Here is a 16642-nt window from a genome sequence, read left to right on the forward strand (position 1 = left end):
CGGCCGGGATGCAGCCGGGCATCGCCCTTCGAGGGCCGCAAGAAGCGGCCACCTCAGGGCGACGTTGATAAATTTGGCGTTTCCTCCACCCTTCTCCCCGGCCGCCACAGCACGACTCCGGCCGCCACGAGATCGAGCACGACGCACATCGCAAACGCCGTCGTGTAATTGCCCGTGAGGCTGCGCACGAGACCGATGATGCCAGGGCCGAAGGCGCTGACGATGCCGCTGATCGAGGTGCCCAGTCCCATTGCGGCGGCGAAGGCGGCAGCGCCGATCTCGCGCTGGATGATCAAGGGCGGGAACGTGATCATGTTGCCGATTGAAAAGCCGTAAACGGCACAGCAGGCCAGCAGAACGGTCGGACTCGTGCTTTGGAGAAGCACGAACAGTGCCGCCGCCTGGCTCGTCATCGACGCCGCACAGGCGAGCCGCGGATCGAGCCGGTCGACGAACAGGCAAGCGACAGGCGGCCGACGATCGCCATCGCCGCCATGATGGTCACGGCAAGGCCGGCACTGGCGCGCCCGATCAACGGCTCCAGAAAGGTCACCTGGTGGATGATGAATCCCATCTGCGCCAGCAGCGCGATCGCGATCGGCAGCACCATGGTCCAGAACGCCGCATTGGCGAGCAACGCTTTGCGGGGATGGCTTGGTGCGGCCGCACCGCCGGCGCGCGGACGCCCGCCCGATGCCAGCGACATCCCGGTGGGCCAGCCGATGCAGGTCACGACCACCGGCAGCACCAGCACCATCATCGCGAGCGTGGCCGCCAGCATCGCGGAACGGAAGCCGATGCTGCCGGTCAGCGACAGCAGCAGCGGCGCGAGGATGATGCCGCCGCAGGTCGCGCCGTTGAAGGCGAGGCTGAGCGCGAGCCCGCGGCGGCGCTCGAACCAGGAATTCAGCAGGATCGCAATCACAACGGTGCCCATACCGGTCCAACCGACCGACATCAGCGCATAAGCGAGATAGAGCTGCCATGGCGTCTGCATCAGCGCCAGCAGCACCGTCGAGGCGCCGAGCGCCACCAGGCCGCACAGGATCAGCGAGCGCAACCCGATTCGCTCGAGCAGACCATCGGTGAAGACGACCAGCACGGAGGTCAGGAGAAACGAGAAGGTGCTGGCCGCGGAAACCAGCGTGCCCGGCCAGCCATGGGCACGCTGCAGCTCGGCGAGATAGACCCCCTGGCCGTAGAGCCCGAAACCGAACATGAAGAAGGCCATCAGGAAGCAGGCCAGCACGACGCGCCAGCCGCGGTAGTGCAGCGAGGATTCGTCAATATGGGTTGCCGCAATCGTCAAATCGGGCAGTCCATCGAATGGAACGGGCGCCGGATCGTGCCCCACAACCACCGGTTTTTCAAATGAAACATTGTAGCCAATTGTTGCGAGACGCGACGGCGGCAGGTGCCATGCATCAAACTTATGGGAATTCGCCGCCGAAAGATTGAGCGAGCGCATTGGCACGCCTGTGAGATGATGTAGGCTGTTGCTTCGCGACACTCGCGAGCGGCAAGCGCCGCGGCGCGCAGGGGGGCTCTCATGCCGAATGGCAACATCATCGTCACCGAAGAGCGCGGAACGCGCGTGATCACCCTGCGCCGTCCGGGCAAGAAGAACGCGATCACCCAGGACATGTACCGGGAGATGAGCCGCGCGATCGACACCGCCCAGAACAATCCGGACATCCGCTGCATGATCATCACCGGCGGCTCCGGCGTCTTCACCGCCGGGGACGACATCGACGATTTTCTCCACGCCGACGCATCGCGCCCCGAGATGCTGTCGAACGGCGCCAAATTCCTCTATTCCCTCGCCCTCAATGCCAAGCCGATCATCGCAGCCGTCGACGGCGCCTCGATCGGGATGGGCACCGTGATGTTGTTCCACTGCGACTATGTGCTGGCCTCGAACGCTGCGACCTTCTCCGCACCTTACATCCATCTCGGGCTCGTGCCGGTCGGTGCCGCCAGCCTCGTGATGCCGAGCACGATGGGCTACCAGCGCGCCTTCGCGCTGCTGGTGATGGGCCGGACCTTCACCGCCGCGGAGGCGCAGGCCGCAGGCTTCGTCAACACCGTGGTCTCGCCGGGACACACCGAGGTCGAGGCGCGCAAGGTGGCGCGCGAGATCTGCCGGCTGCCGGCCGAGGCCGTCGCAACCTCGCGCAAGCTGCTGCGCGCCCCGCCAGAGGAGTTGACCCGCCGCATCGACCAGGAAGGTCATCTGTTCGGCGAGCGACTGAAGTCGGATGAGGCGATTGCCGCGTTCAACGCATTCGCGAACAGGAAGAAGCGGTAGGCCCCTCCTCCCTCTCTCCTTGTGGGCTAGCGGCGAGACGGGTGAGCGAACGATGCCGCATCGAGGGCTCGGAGGAGGCCCCTCATCCGTCGCGGACTTCGTCCGCGCCACCTTTTCCCACAAGGGGAGAAGGAAGAAAGTGCGGCACGTTCACGACAATGCTTCGTGAAATCTTCGCGCGGACCGACTAGTGTCGGTTCCATGCGATACCGATCCATTCTCGCCGCACTCGCGCTGACCTGCGTCCTTCCCGCCTCTGCCCAGACCGCGGCCCCCGTCGAGCTGCGCATTCTCGCGATCAACGATTTCCACGGCAATCTGCGGCCGCCGCCGGGCGGCATCCGCATCAATGACCCTGAGGACAAGACCAAGAAAGTGATGGTGGCGGCCGGCGGCGCCGAGTACATGGCGACACTGGTGAAGCAGCTGCGCGAAGGGCGCAAGAACACCATCTTCGTCGCGGCCGGCGATCTGATCGGCGCGAGCCCGTTCCTGTCGGCGATGTTCCACGACGAGCCCTCGATCGAGTCGCTCTCGATGATGGGCCTTGCGATCAGCTCGGTCGGCAATCACGAATTCGACGAGGGCAAGGCCGAACTCTTGCGGATGCAGAACGGCGGCTGCCATCCGGTCGACGGCTGCCAGGGACCGCATCCCTTCACGGGCGCCAGATTCCGTTACCTCGCGGCGTCCACCGTCGAGACCGCGACCGGCAAGAGCGTGCTGCCGCCCTACGAGATCAGGGAGTTCGACGGCATCCCCGTCGCCTTCATCGGGCTGACGTTGAAGGAAACCGCCGGCATCGTCTCGCCAGCGGGCATTGCCGGGCTCGAATTCCGCGACGAGGCCGAGACGGTGAACGCGCTCGTGCCGCAGCTGAAGGCGCGCGGCGTCGAAGCGATCGTGGTGCTGATCCATCAGGGCGGCGAACCCGCCGGCGACTACAATGAATGCCCTGCCATCACGGGTCCGATCGTCGATATCGTCAAGAAGTTCGACCGCGCCGTCGACGTCGTCGTCAGCGGCCACACCCACCGCGCCTATGTCTGCGATATCGACGGACGGCTCGTCACCAGCGGCGACAAATTCGGCACGCTGGTCACCGCGATCGACCTCAAGCTCGATCCCACAACGCGCGACATCGTCGGCGCCAGGGCCGAGAATGTCATCGTCGCCAACGCTTCGCTGGCCAAGGATCCCGAGCAGACCGCATTGATCGACGCCTACGACAAGCTCTCTGCGCCGATCGCCAACCGGCCGGCTGGTTCGGCGACGCAGACGCTGTCGCGCGTGCCGAACGAGGCCGGCGAAAGCGCGCTTGGCGATATCATTGCCGACGCGCAATTGCTCGCAACTCGCGATGCGAAGGATGGCAGCGCTGTCATCGCGCTCACCAATCCCGGCGGCATCCGCACCGACATCGTTCCGAAGGAGAATGGCGCGATCACGTTCGGCGATGTCTTTGCCAGCCAGCCGTTCCGCAACCGCCTCGTTACCATGACGCTGACGGGCAGCCAGCTCAAGGACATGCTCGAGCAGCAATGGCTGGACCCGAAGCGGCCGCGGATTCTCCAGGTGTCGAACGGGTTCAGCTATACCTGGGATGCATCAAAGCCATTCGGCGAGCGCGTCAGCCTCGAGAACATGACGCTCAACGGCAGGCCGATCGAAGCTGGAAGCGGCTACCGCGTCACGCTCAACGATTACCTCGCCGTCGGCGGAGACGGGTTTACCGTCGCCAAGCAGGGCACGGCGCCGCAATATGGCGGCTACGACGCGGACGCGCTGTTCGCGTTTTTCCGGGCGCACGGGCCGATCGGCCCGCTACCGCCCACCCGCATCCTGCGCGTGAATTGATCCGGATCAAACGGGCGGCCCTTTGCCATTCCCGGCCAAGCGCTTAGATTGGGTTTTGCATTGCGTTTTGGCGCCCGATGCGCCAACCACGTCAAAAGCCCGCATCCCATGAGGCCGACCTGATGAGCACGCTTCTCCTTTCCCACAAGGCCTGCCTCGACCATGTCACGCCGCCGGGACACCCCGAGAGGCCGGATCGTCTGCGCGCGGTGGAAGAAGCTTTGTCGCACGAGCGCTTCCAGTTCCTGGCGCGCGAGGAAGCGCCGGAGGGCGATCTCGATCTCGTCACGCTCTGCCACAACGAGCATTACGTCACCGAGCTGCGCCACATCGCCCCGACGAGCGGGCAGGTCTATATCGACGGCGACACCTCGATGTCGCCGGGCACCTGGGAGGCGGTGATGCGCGGCGTCGGCGGTGCGGTGGCGGCGACCGAAGCGGTGATGGCGGGCCAGCATCGCAACGCATTCGTCGCGGTGCGCCCGCCCGGCCATCATGCCGAGATCGGCAAGCCGATGGGCTTCTGCTTCTTCGACAACGTCGCCATCGCCGCGCGCCATGCCCAGCGCAAATACGGCATCAAGCGGGCGGCCATCGTCGATTTCGACGTGCATCACGGCAACGGCACGCAGGACATCTTCTGGTCGGACCCGACCGTGATGTACTGCTCGACGCACCAGATGCCGCTGTTTCCAGGGACCGGCGCGAAGAGCGAGCGCGGCGACCACGACACCATCGTCAATGCGCCGCTCGCCTCCGAGGACGGCGGCCCGGAATTCCGCTCCGCGTTCGAGAATCTGATCCTGCCGCACCTCGAAAAATTCAGCCCCGAGCTCCTGATCATCTCCGCGGGCTTCGACGCACACTATCGCGATCCGCTGGCTTCGCTGAACCTGCGCGCGGAGGATTATGCCTGGGTGACGCGCAAGCTGATGGATCTCGCCGACAAGACCGCCGGAGGCCGCATTGTTTCGGTGCTCGAGGGCGGCTATGACCTGCAAGGACTGAAAGAATCTGTTACGGCGCATGTCGGCGCCCTGATGGGCGCTTGACGCACCCGCCACATTACGCCCGCAAAACTCTGCTTTCTCCAAGGTGAAGGCGAATCGGGCAATCGGAAACGGATATGGCCGAAAATACTCAAATCGACGTCTCCAGGCTCACCTTCGAGCGCGCGATCGAGGAACTCGAAACGATCGTGAAGCGGCTCGAAGAGGGCAAGGTGCCGCTTGAGGAATCCGTGACGATCTACGAGCGCGGCGAGGCCCTGAAGCGGCGCTGCGAGGAATTGCTGCGCCAAGCCGAGGCGCGCGTCGACAAGATCACCACCGATGCCAGCGGCCAGGCCACGGGCACTGCTCCGCTCGACGTCCAGTAATCGTCCGGAGTGAAGCCTAGACTTTCCCGCTCAGTCGCCTGACGACGCAGGCCCCCCCCCGCGAGACGCCTTCACGGGCGCGTGGACGCCGCTTCGTTTTCAGGATTGCACGGCGCCGTTCTCGAAAAGCATCGCGGTTTCCGTGCCGGCGGATCGATGCCGTCCCCCTTCTAGAATCGGCCGTTGAGGGCGAAAAAGCTCTCATTCAGGCCAAAAAAGCCTGCCAGGGAACGAGCAGGGCCGGAGCCACTTATCCCGGGCTACGGTTAACCAATGTGGCCCGCCAGTTACACCTGCATACCCACAATCGGTCCGGCGGGTTGGCTTTGGCCCAAGCTTTGGTGTAAAGCTGCGCGGAGTGTGGCTTTTTGCAAGCCTTGCGTGGGCACCGATCACCGACGGCAAGCGCTTCAAATTGCTAATGAAATTGGCTTGGGACGGACGAAGCCGATCTGAGTGACAGGGATCACAGAGACTGAACCGGAGCGCACCTAAGCTTACCTAAGCTTGAAGACGGGGCATTCCCCGTGCAGGTGGCTCCGACGGTTTGAGGACTCGCGCTGCGCCGATATTGTGCAAACCCATCGCGCACCGGAATGACCTTCCGGCGCTGACAAATTGGAAATCGCCGTGAACGCATACAGTAAGACGCCGCTTCTCGACACCATCCGGACGCCGGAAGACCTGCGCAAGCTCAAGGTCGAGCAGATTCGCCAGGTGGCCGACGAGCTGCGGCAGGAGACCATCGATGCAGTCTCGGTGACCGGCGGTCACTTCGGCGCAGGCCTCGGCGTGGTCGAGCTCACAACGGCGATCCACTACGTCTTTGACACGCCGCGCGATCGGCTGATCTGGGACGTCGGCCACCAGGCCTATCCGCACAAGATCCTCACCGGCCGGCGCGACCGCATTCGCACGCTGCGCACCGGCGGCGGCCTGTCCGGCTTCACCAAGCGCAGCGAGAGCGACTACGATCCGTTCGGCGCGGCGCATTCCTCGACCTCGATCTCCGCCGGCCTCGGCATGGCCGTGGCGCGCGACCTCTCCGGCGGCAAGAACAACGTCATCGCCGTGATCGGTGACGGCGCGATGTCGGCCGGCATGGCCTATGAGGCCATGAACAATGCCGGTGCGATGAACTCGCGCCTGATCGTCATCCTCAACGACAACGACATGTCGATCGCGCCGCCGGTCGGCGCCATGAGCGCCTATCTGTCGCGGCTCTACTCGGGCAAGACCTATCGCACGCTGCGCGATGCCGCCAAGCAGATCAACAAGCGCCTGCCCAAGATACTCGCCAACCGCGCCAATCGCGTCGAAGAATATTCCCGCGGCTTCATGATGGACGGCGGCACGCTGTTCGAGGAGCTCGGCTTCTACTATGTCGGCCCGATCGATGGCCACAATCTCGACCATCTGCTGCCCGTGCTGAAGAACGTCCGCGACATGGAGACCGGCCCGATCCTGGTCCATGTCGTGACGCAGAAGGGCAAGGGCTACGGCCCGGCGGAAGCGTCCGCGGACAAGTACCATGCCGTCGTCAAGTTCGACGTTGCGACCGGCACCCAGGCCAAGGCCAAGCCGAACGCGCCGGCCTATCAGAACGTATTCGGCCAGAGCCTCGTCAAGGAAGCGCAGAAGGACGACAAGATCGTCGCCATCACCGCGGCGATGCCGTCGGGCACCGGCGTCGACATCTTCAACAAGGCCTTCCCCGACCGCACCTTCGACGTCGGCATCGCCGAGCAGCACGCGGTGACGTTCGCCGCCGGTCTTGCGACCGAAGGCTACAAGCCGTTCTGCGCGATCTACTCGACCTTCCTGCAGCGCGGCTACGATCAGATCGTGCATGACGTCGCGATCCAGAGTCTGCCTGTCCGCTTCGCGATCGACCGCGCGGGCCTCGTCGGCGCCGACGGCGCGACCCATGCCGGCTCGTTCGACAACGCCTATCTCGGCTGCCTGCCGAACATGGTGATCATGGCGGCGGCGGATGAGGCCGAGCTCGTGCACATGGTGGCGACCCAGGTCGCGATCAACGACCGTCCGAGCTCGCTGCGCTATCCGCGCGGCGAAGGTCGCGGCGTCGAGATGCCCGAGGTCGGCATTCCGCTCGAGATCGGCAAGGGCCGCATGATCCGCCAGGGCAGCAAGATCGCCCTGCTCTCCTTCGGCACCCGCCTCGCCGAATGCGAGAAGGCCGCTGATGAGCTTGCCGCCCACGGCCTGTCGACCACGATCGCCGATGCGCGCTTCATGAAGCCGCTCGACACCGAGCTGGTGCTCAAGCTCGCGCGCGACCACGAGATCCTGATCACGATCGAAGAAGGCTCGATCGGCGGCTTCGGCTCGCATGTCGCGCAGTTCCTGACGGACCAGGGCGTGCTCGATACGGGCATGGTCAAGTTCCGCTCGATGGTGCTGCCCGACGTGTTCCAGGACCACGACACGCCGGCGGCGATGTACGCCCGCGCCGGCCTCGACGCCAAGGGCATCGTCGCCAAGGTGTTCGAGGCGCTCGGCAAGGATGTGAAGACCGAGACGGTCAAGCTGGCCTGATGGTTTCACCTCTTTCGCTTTTCTTGCGGGAGAGGTGACGCTCAGCTTCGGGTGGGGCTTTCTCCTGTAGAAAGTTCTTCCTCGCGGAGACACCCTCTCCCTGAGCCTTCCCCGCAAGCGAGGGAGGGAGCAGAGCATGCGCCGTGGCGCAGATCTCGATCCCAGCACTTCTCGCTTCATGAAAATGTCGGCCGTGTCAGCCAACCGCTGGTGGTGCCGGTCATGATGCGTCCATCGATGTCCAGCACGATCTGCCGAGTTCGAGGCTTGAGTCCGGATGGCGGCCGCGCGATTGATCGCTACATTAAAGCGCGATGAGATTTGGATGAATCGTCATCGCGCTTTAGCTTGTTGTTTACGCATGATCTTTCCGGAAAACCGCTTCGCACTTTTCCGGATCATGCTTTAGCGTTTCACCGCCCCGGAGATCCGATGCCCCGTCCCCGCAAGCGCGCTGATACATTGCTGGTCGAGCGCGGCCTGTTCGAGAGCCGGGCGCGTGCACGCGCGGCGATCGAAGCCGGGCTCGTCACGGCTGACGACAAGCAGGTTTCGAAACCGTCGGAGACGATCGCTGAGGACGCGGTGATCCAGGCCGAGCCCGCGCACCCCTACGTCTCCCGCGGCGGCCTCAAGCTCGCCGGAGCGCTGGAGCGCTACCCGATTGATATCGAGGACCACGTCTGCCTCGACGTCGGCGCCTCCACCGGAGGCTTCACCGAGGTGCTGCTGGCGAACGGCGCCAGCCTGGTGTTCGCAATCGATGTCGGCAGCAGCCAGCTGCATCCCTCGCTGCGCGATCATCCCAAGATCGTCTCGATGGAGGAGACCGACATCCGCAGTTACGAGGGCAAGCGCCTGCCGGCGCGGCCCGATGTGGTCGTCATCGATGTCAGCTTCATCTCGCTGAAGGCGGTGCTGCCGGTGGCACTGTCGCTGGCGGCCGCGCCGATGAGCCTGTTGGCGCTGATCAAGCCGCAATTCGAGGCGGACCGGAAGCACAACAAGAAGGGCATCATCCGCAACGCCGCCGTGCACCAGGAGATCTGCGACGACATCGCGGCCTTTGCCGCTTCGCTCGGCTGCACAGACATCGAGGTGTTCCCCTCCTCGATCACCGGCGGTGACGGCAATATCGAATTCTTTCTGGGCGCGCGCCGTGGTTGAACGGCTGACCATCGATCATGTCGGCCATCGCGGCGACGGCGTCTGCCTCGATGCCGGCGAAGCAATCTACGTGCCCTACACGCTCGGCGGTGAGACTGTCGAAGTCGATCACGTCGTGGGCCACCATCCCGACCGCCGCAAGCTGCTCGCGGTGGAGATCGCAAGTCCCGAACGCATTGCGCCATTCTGTCCGCATTTCGGAGTCTGTGGCGGCTGCGCCATCCAGCATTGGGCGGCCGAGCCGTATCGCGCTTGGAAACGCGATATCGTGGTGGACACGCTGGCGCAGGCCGGCGTCGATTGCGAGGTGGCGCCGCTGGTCGATGCCCACGGCGCCGGACGCCGCCGCATCACGCTGCACGGCCGGTTCGGCACGCATGACATCCTCAAGGTCGGCTTCTCCGCAACGAGCTCGCATGACGTCATTCCGATTCATCGCTGTCCCATCCTCGATCCCACACTCGAGGGCGCGCTCGATGCCGCCTGGGCACTGGCCGAGCCGCTGACCTCCAAGATGCCGGTGACGAAGCCGCTCGACATCCAGGTCACTGCGACCGCCAACGGCCTCGACGTCGACGTGCGCGGCTCCGGCCCGCTGCCGACGCCGCTGGTCGCGGCGCTGTCGCGTGTCGCCGAGCAGCATCGCCTGGCGCGACTGACGCGGCACGGCGAGCTGGTGCTGCAGCGCCTGCCACCGACGGTGAAGATGGGCCGCGCGGAGGTGACGCTGCCGCCAGGTTCATTCCTGCAGGCGACGGTGGCGGGCGAGGAGACGCTTGCGGCGCTCGTCACTGAGCGCATCGGCAAAGCCAAGGAGGTCGCCGATCTCTTCTGCGGCGTCGGCCCGTTCGCTCTGCGGCTCGCCGAGAAGGCCCGCGTCACCGCCTATGACAGCGACGCCGGTGCCATCGCGGCCCTCACGAAAGCCGCGCGCACACCGGGCCTGAAGCCGATCAGGTGCGAGCCGCGCGATCTGTTCCGCCGCCCCCTGGTGCCGCAGGAGCTGCGCGACTTCGACGCCGTGGTGTTCGACCCGCCGCGCCAGGGCGCGCAGGCGCAGGCGCTCAAGCTCGCCGCGAGCAAGGTGCGCGTCGTGGTCGCGGTGTCCTGCAACGCCGCAACCTTTGCCCGCGACGCGCGGCTGCTGATGGACGGAGGCTATCGGCTGGAAACGGTGGTGCCGGTCGATCAGTTCCGCCACACGCCGCACGTGGAGCTGGTGGCACGGTTCAGCCGATGACGCCGGACTCTACTGTTCGAGTATGATCTTTCCGGAAAACCGCTGCGCACTTTTCGGGACCGTGCTCTACGCCGACGGCTCGAATTGCGGCTGCCATCGCAACAGGTAGGACTGCAGCGAGCGCACCGCAATCGCCAACAGGATCCCGACGAACATCATGACGAAGATGGCGACCATCATCTCGCTGGCATTGGCGCGGGCCTCGGCCTCGATGATGAGCTTGCCGAGCCCGCGTTCGGCGCCGATGAATTCTCCGACGATGACGCCGATCAGCGCAAACGACACCGCCGGCAGCAGCGACGCAAACACCCAGGCGAGCGCGGAGGGAATCACGACCGTGCGCAGCACCGTGAATTCGCTGGCGCCGAGCAGACGGGCGGCGGCGATCTGATCGCGGTCGACCCCACGCGTTCCCTCGAAGGTGTTGAAGAACACCACGAAGAACACGACGAGCCATGCCGTCGCGATCTTGGAGAGATCGCCGAGGCCGAAGATCAGGATGACGAGGGGCACCAGCGCGATGCGCGGTATCGAGTTGAGCGCCACGATGTAGGGTCCGAACACGCGGGCAAGGAAGTCCGAACGGCCGAGGACCAGGCCGGCTGCGATGCCGCTCGCCGAGCCGAACAGAAAGCCCCACCAGGTGTTCTTCAGGGTGACGAGCGTCGCAAGCCACAGATTGTTGTCGCTGCCCGTGATGCAGGCGGAAAAGCCGGCCGCGTCGGAGAAGCAGCCAAGCCGCAGAAAACTTTGCCAGATCAGCGATGGCCTGGCGACGAAATAGGGATCGAGGATCTTCGGCACGTAGGCTTTCGGCAGCAGCGCCCTGCTCCATTCGAAGCCCCACTGCCAGATGACGAGAATGGCTGCGAGAATGGCCAGTTGCCAGAGCAGGATGACGGTGCGGCTGTTGGACATGATCAGTCGGCCCTGGTGCGGCGGAATTCTTCGCCGAGGGAATGCCAGATGTGGGAATAGAGGCGGCCGAACTCGGCGGTCTCGCGCACGGCCACGGGATCGCGCGGGCGCGGGATGGCGACGTCGAAATCTTCCTTGAGACGCCCGGGCCGCGCCGACAGCAGGATGATGCGGCTCGCCAGCGTCAACGCTTCGCCGAGATCGTGCGTCACGAACAGCACGGTCTGCCGCTCGCGCTCCCAGATCTCCAGCAGCGTCTTGTGCATCTCGAGCTTGGTGTGGGTATCGAGCGCACCGAACGGCTCGTCCATGAGCAGGATCTCGGGCTCCAGGATCAGCGTGCGCATCAAGGCGACGCGCTGGCGCATGCCGCCGGACAGCATGCGCGGAAAGCTCTGCGCAAAGCCCGAGAGGCCGGCCTTCTCGACGGCCGAAGCAACGCGGCCCGCGCGCTCGGTCTTCGGCAATCCCGCGATCTCCAGCCCATAGCCGATGTTCTGCTCCACGGTTCGCCACGGGAACAGCGTATCGCGCTGGAAGACATAACCCACCCTGGGGTTGACCTTGCCGGTCTCCACCGTGTCCTCGTCGATCAGGATGCGCCCGCCCGAGCGCGGCAGCAGCCCCGCGACCATGTTGAGCATGGTGCTCTTGCCGCAGCCGGATGGACCGAGCAGCGCGACGAATTCGCCCTGCTTGACCTCGAAGGACACGTCATCCACCGCGACGAACTCGCGTCCGGACGCGTTGAAGCGCTTGGCAAGCCCCTGCACGGCAATGCGCGTGCGCGCCGCCGCTGCTGGAACGTCGCCGCGCGCGAGCGCGAGGCCCTGGCCTGGCGGGGCGATCATTTGTATTTCGCCCTGGCCGTCTGAAGGAAGCTCATGTCGACGACATCCTCGTATCTGGTCTCGGGAATGTCGGTCCCCTTGCGGTACCAGGGCTTGGCGCCGCGTTCGAACGAAGCCCTGTCGATGACGCCGTCATAGGCCCAGGTCGACTTGTCGAATCCGAGCTCGGCGCTGACCGCGTCCGGATCTATCCCTGAGAAATATTTCGGCGTGACCAGCGCCTGCACCTCCGCGAGCGGCGTTGCCTTCACAAAGGCCATGGCGCGATAGATCGCGTTGACATAGGCCTGCACCATCGCCTTGTCCTGCTCGACCGTGTCCTGGAGCGTGTAGATCACCAGCACGGGCAGCGTCCCGCCGAAATCCTTTTCAAACACACCCAGCTTGGACGTGTCGTAGATCGTTTTGCCAAGGCCCTTTTTCTCGACCTCGACGATCCAGCTCGGCGGCGCCATGATGGCGTCGAACTGCTTGGTCTGCAGCGAAGGGAACATCGTGTTGGGCCCGCCGCCTGCGACCCAGTTCACCTTGCTGCTCAGCCCGCGCGCCTCGAACACATAAGTGCCGAACACCCAGGTGCCGGATCCGATGGCGGTCGCGGCGACGATCGGCTTGGCGCCATCCGCGCGCTTATAGTCCGCGAGCTTCTCGACCGAATTGATGCCGCTGTCATAGAGGTCCTGCCGGACCATGATGTTGGCGTAGGAGCATACCATCTCGGTCGCGAGCAGGATCTTGCACGGCTTCCCGCGCGCACCGAGCTGAAGTGGATGGCTGGCGTCACCGTGGGCGAACAGCGCCTGCCCTGCCGCCAACGTCTGGCGGCCGAATGTGCCGGCATTGCCGGTAACGAGCTTGGAATCGAGCCCTTCGTCCTTGAAGTACCCCTTCAGCTCCGCGATCATGCCGATGGCGTAGACCGGCGACACCGGCCCGAAGGCGAGCGAGACCTGCTTGGCCTCGGCGCGCAGCTGCCCCGGCAGCAGCGATGCGCCGGCCCATGCTGAGCCCGCGATCAGCGCCTGGCGCCTTGTCATGTTCATGTGCTCCTCCTCCCTTGGTTCTGCTCGATCGCGCCGATCGGTCAGGGCGGCGCGACCTTGACCGTCCCTGCTTGTCGCAGTGCTTCGATCTCATTCGGCGACATGCCGATCTCGCTCAGGATCTCACCGCTATGTTCGCCGATCCCGGGAGGATCGTAGCGGTTGGGCAGGCGCCTTCCATCCATGGAAATCGGCAATAGCGGCGTCTTGGCCTCGCGACCGTCGGGAAGCCGAATGTCGGTCAGGCCACCCGAACGGTTGAGATGCGGATCCTCGAAGAGATCGCCGGGCTTGTTCACCGGTGCATAAGGCAGATCGAGCTGCTCGAGGCGCGTGGCGAGATCGGCCTTGTCCCATTGCTCGAAAATCTTCGCGATCTCGGGGATCAGCCAGCTGCGATGATCGACGCGGTCGTTGCTCGTCGCAAAGCGCGGATCAGCGAGCCAGGCTTCGCGATCGAAGGCGCGGCAGAACGCTTCCCATTGCTCTTCACCGACGATGGTGACGAACAGTTTAGAGCCGTCCCGGGTGTCGAAGAGATCGTAGACCGGCCACGGGCTATCCTTGATCGAATACGGGATCGAGGGCTGACCGCTGACCACCTCGCACATCATGGCCTGCGCCATCAGGAACACGTTGTTCTCGTACAGCGCACTCTGGATGTAGCGGCCGCGGCCGGTGCGCTGCCGCTCGGCCAGCGCGGCCTGGATCGCGATCACGCCGAACATTCCGCCCATGACATCGTTGACCGAGGCGCCGGCGCGCATGGGACGGTCGGGCAAGCCGGTCATATAGGCGAGGCCGCCCATCATCTGCACGACTTCGTCGAGCGCCAGGCGGTTCTCGTACGGGCCGGGCAGATAGCCCTTGAGCGAGCAATAGATCAGGCGTGGTGCAAAGGCCGCGACACTCTCGTAGTCGAGGCCGATCCGCTTCAACAGGCCCGGCCGGAAGTTCTCGATCAGGACGTCGCTGTTCTCGATCAGCCTGCGCGCCACGTCCTGACCTTCCGCAGTCGACGTATCCAGCGCGATGCTGCGCTTGTTGCGGCTGTAGGTTGCAAAGAAGCCGGCGGCGGGCCCTTTGAAGGTGCGGGTGCGGTCCCCCTTGGGCGGCTCGACCTTGATCACGTCGGCGCCGAGATCGGCGAGGATCAGGCCGCAGCTCGGCCCCATCACCATCTGGCTGAACTCGATCACCCGAATGCCCGCCAGCGGACGAAGCTCCGATGCGGTCTCACGCGCAGCCATGGTCATGCCGCGCTCCGCAGAACCTTGGGAACACCGGCCTCGTGCAGATGCCCGGTCAAATGTTTTGCCGGGATATGGCGGGCGAGAATCTCGCGCGTCTGCATCAGGCGATCGATGTCGATGCCGGTCGAAAGTCCCATGCGCTCCAGCATGAACACCAGATCCTCGGTGACGATGTTGCCGCGCGCGCCGGGAGCAAAGGGACAGCCACCGAGGCCGGACACTGCGGCATCGAAGCGGCGAATGCCCGCTTCGAGGCCGGCGACGGCATTGGCAAGGCCGGCCCCGAGCGTATCGTGCAGATGCAGCCGCAGCGTCATTTGTGACCCGACCTCGCGCTGCACGCCAGCAACGATCTGCCGGACCGATTTCGGCGTCGCATAGCCGACTGTGTCGGCAAGCCCGATCTCATCGGCTTGGGCTTCAGCAAAACCGCGTGCCACACGGCATACGGCCGATTCGCTCACCTCACCTTCCAGCGAGCAACCGAAGGAGGTGGAGATCGCGCCCATCAAGAACGGCCGCTGATCCGCTGGCCGGGCGTCGATCGCGGCGCGGACCGCGCGAAATCCCTCGATCTGCTCTTCTATCGTGCGGCGCACGTTGGCGCGATTGTGCGTTTCGCTCGCCGAGATGACGAAATAGACGGCGTTGACGCCGGCCGCGATGGCGCGCTCGGCGCCCTTCTGGTTCGGCACCAGCGCGCCGATGGTCGCCGATTTGTGCGTGAGCGCATGCGCCATCACCACGTCGACGTCGGCGAATTGCGGCACGACCTTCGCCGGGACAAAGGAGCCGGCATCGATCTCGCGTACGCCCGCAGCGGCGATCGTGTCGATCAGCGCGCATTTGGCTTCGGTCGGAACGAAGGTGTCCAGGTTCTGGAGACCATCGCGGGGAGCGACCTCGCAAATGTGGACATCGGGCGTGCTCGCCATCTGAGCTCTCCCCTGACAGATTGTATATTATTGCATAAAAGAACAATCTGTGAGACAGTCTGTCAAGCCCTAAAGCTTGCGTGCACTGCAATGATCGCATCCGACAGTTCCCGACAGCGCAACGAGAAGAACGGTTCCGAGCGCGCCGAACATCTCGCCGGCCTGATCATGGCGCTCGCCCGCCGCGAGGGCATGAAAGCCGGCGACCGCCTGATCGAACAACGGCTTGCGGACGCGCTGGACCTTTCACGCGCGCCGATCCGGCTCGGCCTGAAGGCCCTGGAAGCGGCGGGGCTGGCGCGCGGCGAACCGCATCGCGGCTTCGTGCTGGCCAAGAATCCCACCAGCGGCGCCGCCCAACCGGCGCTCGCGGCCGTCAGGCGCAACGAGCAGGTATATGCGACCATTGCAGGCGATGTGCTCGCGAGCCGGCTCACAGCCAACGTCACGGAGGCTGAGCTGATGCGCCGCTACGGTCTGAGCCGGGCCGAGCTGCAGCGGCTGCTCGACCGAATCGCCGTCGAGGGCTGGATCGCACGCCTGCCCGGCTACGGCTGGCGCTTCGCGGAGACGGTCTCGAGTCCCGAAGCTCAAGCGCAGGCCAAGGCCTTTCGCGCGGTGATCGAGCCGGCGGCGATCTTGCAGCCCGGCTTTGCGCTGCCGCAGGAGGTGATCATTCGCTTGCGCGAACGCCAACAGCGCGTCTTCGACGGCGAACTCGAGAAGATGACGATCGGCGAGATCTTTCACTCCGGCTGCGAATTCCATGAAGAGATCGTCCGTGGCGCCGGCAATCCATTCTTCCTCGAAGCGCTCAAGCGCGTGAACTCGATCAGGCGCCTGTTCGCCTATCGCAGCTTCGCCGATCGCGACGGCATGCGGCGCCATGTGCGCGAGCATCTGCGCCTGCTCGACGTTCTGGAAACCCGACGCTACGCCGAGGCGGCGGACCTGATGGCCAGGCACTTGCAACGCCCGCTGGTGGCGGGCGTGTCGTGATGCTCAAACCGAAATTGCCCGGCACGCTGTCATGAGCCGAACGTCGCGGCGATCCTGACAACCGAACGCGCCGCGATCGCTGGGGTCGCCAACTATGTGCTCGAAGGCAACTCGGCGCAAATGCGCGACAAAGC

General features: G+C 64.9%; 13 protein-coding genes and 1 pseudogene. 8 read left to right on the forward strand and 6 right to left on the reverse strand.

Annotated elements, in window-relative coordinates:
• Window positions 1-53: 53 nt before the first annotated feature.
• Window positions 54-1303, reverse strand: a pseudogene (locus P6U27_RS26830) (MFS transporter).
• A 246-nt stretch (window positions 1304-1549) separates the two neighbouring features.
• Between P6U27_RS26830 and P6U27_RS26835 the strand changes: the two are divergent.
• From P6U27_RS26835 to P6U27_RS26865, 7 genes are all read left to right on the forward strand, one after another.
• Complete coding sequence (locus P6U27_RS26835) at window positions 1550-2308, forward strand: enoyl-CoA hydratase-related protein (protein WP_407192824.1); 759 nt, start codon at window positions 1550-1552, stop codon at window positions 2306-2308.
• A 201-nt stretch (window positions 2309-2509) separates the two neighbouring features.
• Window positions 2510-4165 (forward strand): bifunctional metallophosphatase/5'-nucleotidase, encoded by a 1656-nt coding sequence (locus P6U27_RS26840; protein WP_407192825.1) that lies wholly within the window; start codon window positions 2510-2512, stop codon window positions 4163-4165.
• Window positions 4166-4287: 122 nt separating this feature from the next.
• Window positions 4288-5217: a histone deacetylase family protein gene (locus P6U27_RS26845; protein WP_129143872.1), complete on the forward strand. Its 930-nt coding sequence runs from the start codon at window positions 4288-4290 to the stop codon at window positions 5215-5217.
• A gap of 74 nt (window positions 5218-5291) precedes the next feature.
• Window positions 5292-5543 (forward strand): exodeoxyribonuclease VII small subunit, encoded by a 252-nt coding sequence (locus P6U27_RS26850; protein WP_122404671.1) that lies wholly within the window; start codon window positions 5292-5294, stop codon window positions 5541-5543.
• A gap of 630 nt (window positions 5544-6173) precedes the next feature.
• The gene (gene dxs / locus P6U27_RS26855; protein ID WP_122406805.1) at window positions 6174-8102 is read left to right on the forward strand and encodes a 1-deoxy-D-xylulose-5-phosphate synthase; all 1929 of its coding nucleotides are present in this window, start codon (window positions 6174-6176) and stop codon (window positions 8100-8102) included.
• A 432-nt stretch (window positions 8103-8534) separates the two neighbouring features.
• Window positions 8535-9269 (forward strand): TlyA family RNA methyltransferase, encoded by a 735-nt coding sequence (locus P6U27_RS26860; protein ID WP_407192826.1) that lies wholly within the window; start codon window positions 8535-8537, stop codon window positions 9267-9269.
• Window positions 9262-10509, forward strand: a complete 1248-nt coding sequence (locus P6U27_RS26865; RefSeq protein ID WP_407192827.1) for a class I SAM-dependent RNA methyltransferase — start codon at window positions 9262-9264, stop codon at window positions 10507-10509. The genes P6U27_RS26860 and P6U27_RS26865 overlap by 8 nt, the downstream gene beginning before the upstream one ends.
• A gap of 66 nt (window positions 10510-10575) precedes the next feature.
• Here the strand turns inward: P6U27_RS26865 and P6U27_RS26870 are convergent, their stop codons facing one another.
• Genes P6U27_RS26870 through P6U27_RS26890 form a run of 5 tightly spaced genes read right to left on the reverse strand, consistent with a single transcriptional unit; the run spans window position 10576 to window position 15509 of the window.
• A complete protein-coding gene (locus P6U27_RS26870; RefSeq protein WP_407192828.1) occupies window positions 10576-11427 on the reverse strand; it encodes an ABC transporter permease in 852 nt (283 codons plus the stop codon).
• Window positions 11428-11429: 2 nt separating this feature from the next.
• Window positions 11430-12278, reverse strand: a complete 849-nt coding sequence (locus P6U27_RS26875) for an ABC transporter ATP-binding protein (RefSeq protein ID WP_407192829.1) — start codon at window positions 12276-12278, stop codon at window positions 11430-11432.
• Entirely contained in the window at window positions 12275-13321 is a 1047-nt protein-coding gene (locus tag P6U27_RS26880; protein WP_407192830.1) for an ABC transporter substrate-binding protein, read from the reverse strand. The genes P6U27_RS26875 and P6U27_RS26880 overlap by 4 nt, the downstream gene beginning before the upstream one ends.
• Before the next feature lie 41 nt (window positions 13322-13362).
• Window positions 13363-14577, reverse strand: a complete 1215-nt coding sequence (locus P6U27_RS26885; RefSeq protein WP_407192831.1) for a CaiB/BaiF CoA transferase family protein — start codon at window positions 14575-14577, stop codon at window positions 13363-13365.
• On the reverse strand, window positions 14574-15509 hold the full coding sequence (locus tag P6U27_RS26890; RefSeq protein ID WP_407192832.1) for a hydroxymethylglutaryl-CoA lyase: 936 nt from the start codon (window positions 15507-15509) through the stop codon (window positions 14574-14576). Before P6U27_RS26890 ends, P6U27_RS26885 begins: the two co-directional genes overlap by 4 nt.
• A 462-nt stretch (window positions 15510-15971) precedes the next feature.
• Between P6U27_RS26890 and P6U27_RS26895 the strand changes: the two genes are divergently transcribed.
• Window positions 15972-16508, forward strand: coding sequence for a GntR family transcriptional regulator (locus P6U27_RS26895; RefSeq protein ID WP_407194486.1), 537 nt, complete (start codon window positions 15972-15974; stop codon window positions 16506-16508).
• Window positions 16509-16642 lie beyond the last annotated feature (134 nt).

Origin of the sequence: Bradyrhizobium sp. STM 3566 (assembly GCF_045571445.1) — a bacterium.
Lineage (GTDB): Bacteria > Pseudomonadota > Alphaproteobacteria > Rhizobiales > Xanthobacteraceae > Bradyrhizobium > Bradyrhizobium vignae.

What these genes read in the sequence shown, in the direction of transcription:
- P6U27_RS26885 (WP_407192831.1), bottom strand. Translation starts at nt 14,577, where the DNA reads ATGACCATGGCTGCGCGTGAGACCGCATCGGAGCTTCGTCCGCTGGCG.
- P6U27_RS26895 (WP_407194486.1), top strand. Translation starts at nt 15,972, where the DNA reads ATGCGCCGCTACGGTCTGAGCCGGGCCGAGCTGCAGCGGCTGCTCGAC.
- P6U27_RS26880 (WP_407192830.1), bottom strand. Translation starts at nt 13,321, where the DNA reads ATGAACATGACAAGGCGCCAGGCGCTGATCGCGGGCTCAGCATGGGCC.
- P6U27_RS26835 (WP_407192824.1), top strand. Translation starts at nt 1,550, where the DNA reads ATGCCGAATGGCAACATCATCGTCACCGAAGAGCGCGGAACGCGCGTG.
- P6U27_RS26840 (WP_407192825.1), top strand. Translation starts at nt 2,510, where the DNA reads ATGCGATACCGATCCATTCTCGCCGCACTCGCGCTGACCTGCGTCCTT.
- P6U27_RS26890 (WP_407192832.1), bottom strand. Translation starts at nt 15,509, where the DNA reads ATGGCGAGCACGCCCGATGTCCACATTTGCGAGGTCGCTCCCCGCGAT.
- P6U27_RS26845 (WP_129143872.1), top strand. Translation starts at nt 4,288, where the DNA reads ATGAGCACGCTTCTCCTTTCCCACAAGGCCTGCCTCGACCATGTCACG.
- P6U27_RS26850 (WP_122404671.1), top strand. Translation starts at nt 5,292, where the DNA reads ATGGCCGAAAATACTCAAATCGACGTCTCCAGGCTCACCTTCGAGCGC.
- P6U27_RS26870 (WP_407192828.1), bottom strand. Translation starts at nt 11,427, where the DNA reads ATGTCCAACAGCCGCACCGTCATCCTGCTCTGGCAACTGGCCATTCTC.
- P6U27_RS26860 (WP_407192826.1), top strand. Translation starts at nt 8,535, where the DNA reads ATGCCCCGTCCCCGCAAGCGCGCTGATACATTGCTGGTCGAGCGCGGC.
- P6U27_RS26875 (WP_407192829.1), bottom strand. Translation starts at nt 12,278, where the DNA reads ATGATCGCCCCGCCAGGCCAGGGCCTCGCGCTCGCGCGCGGCGACGTT.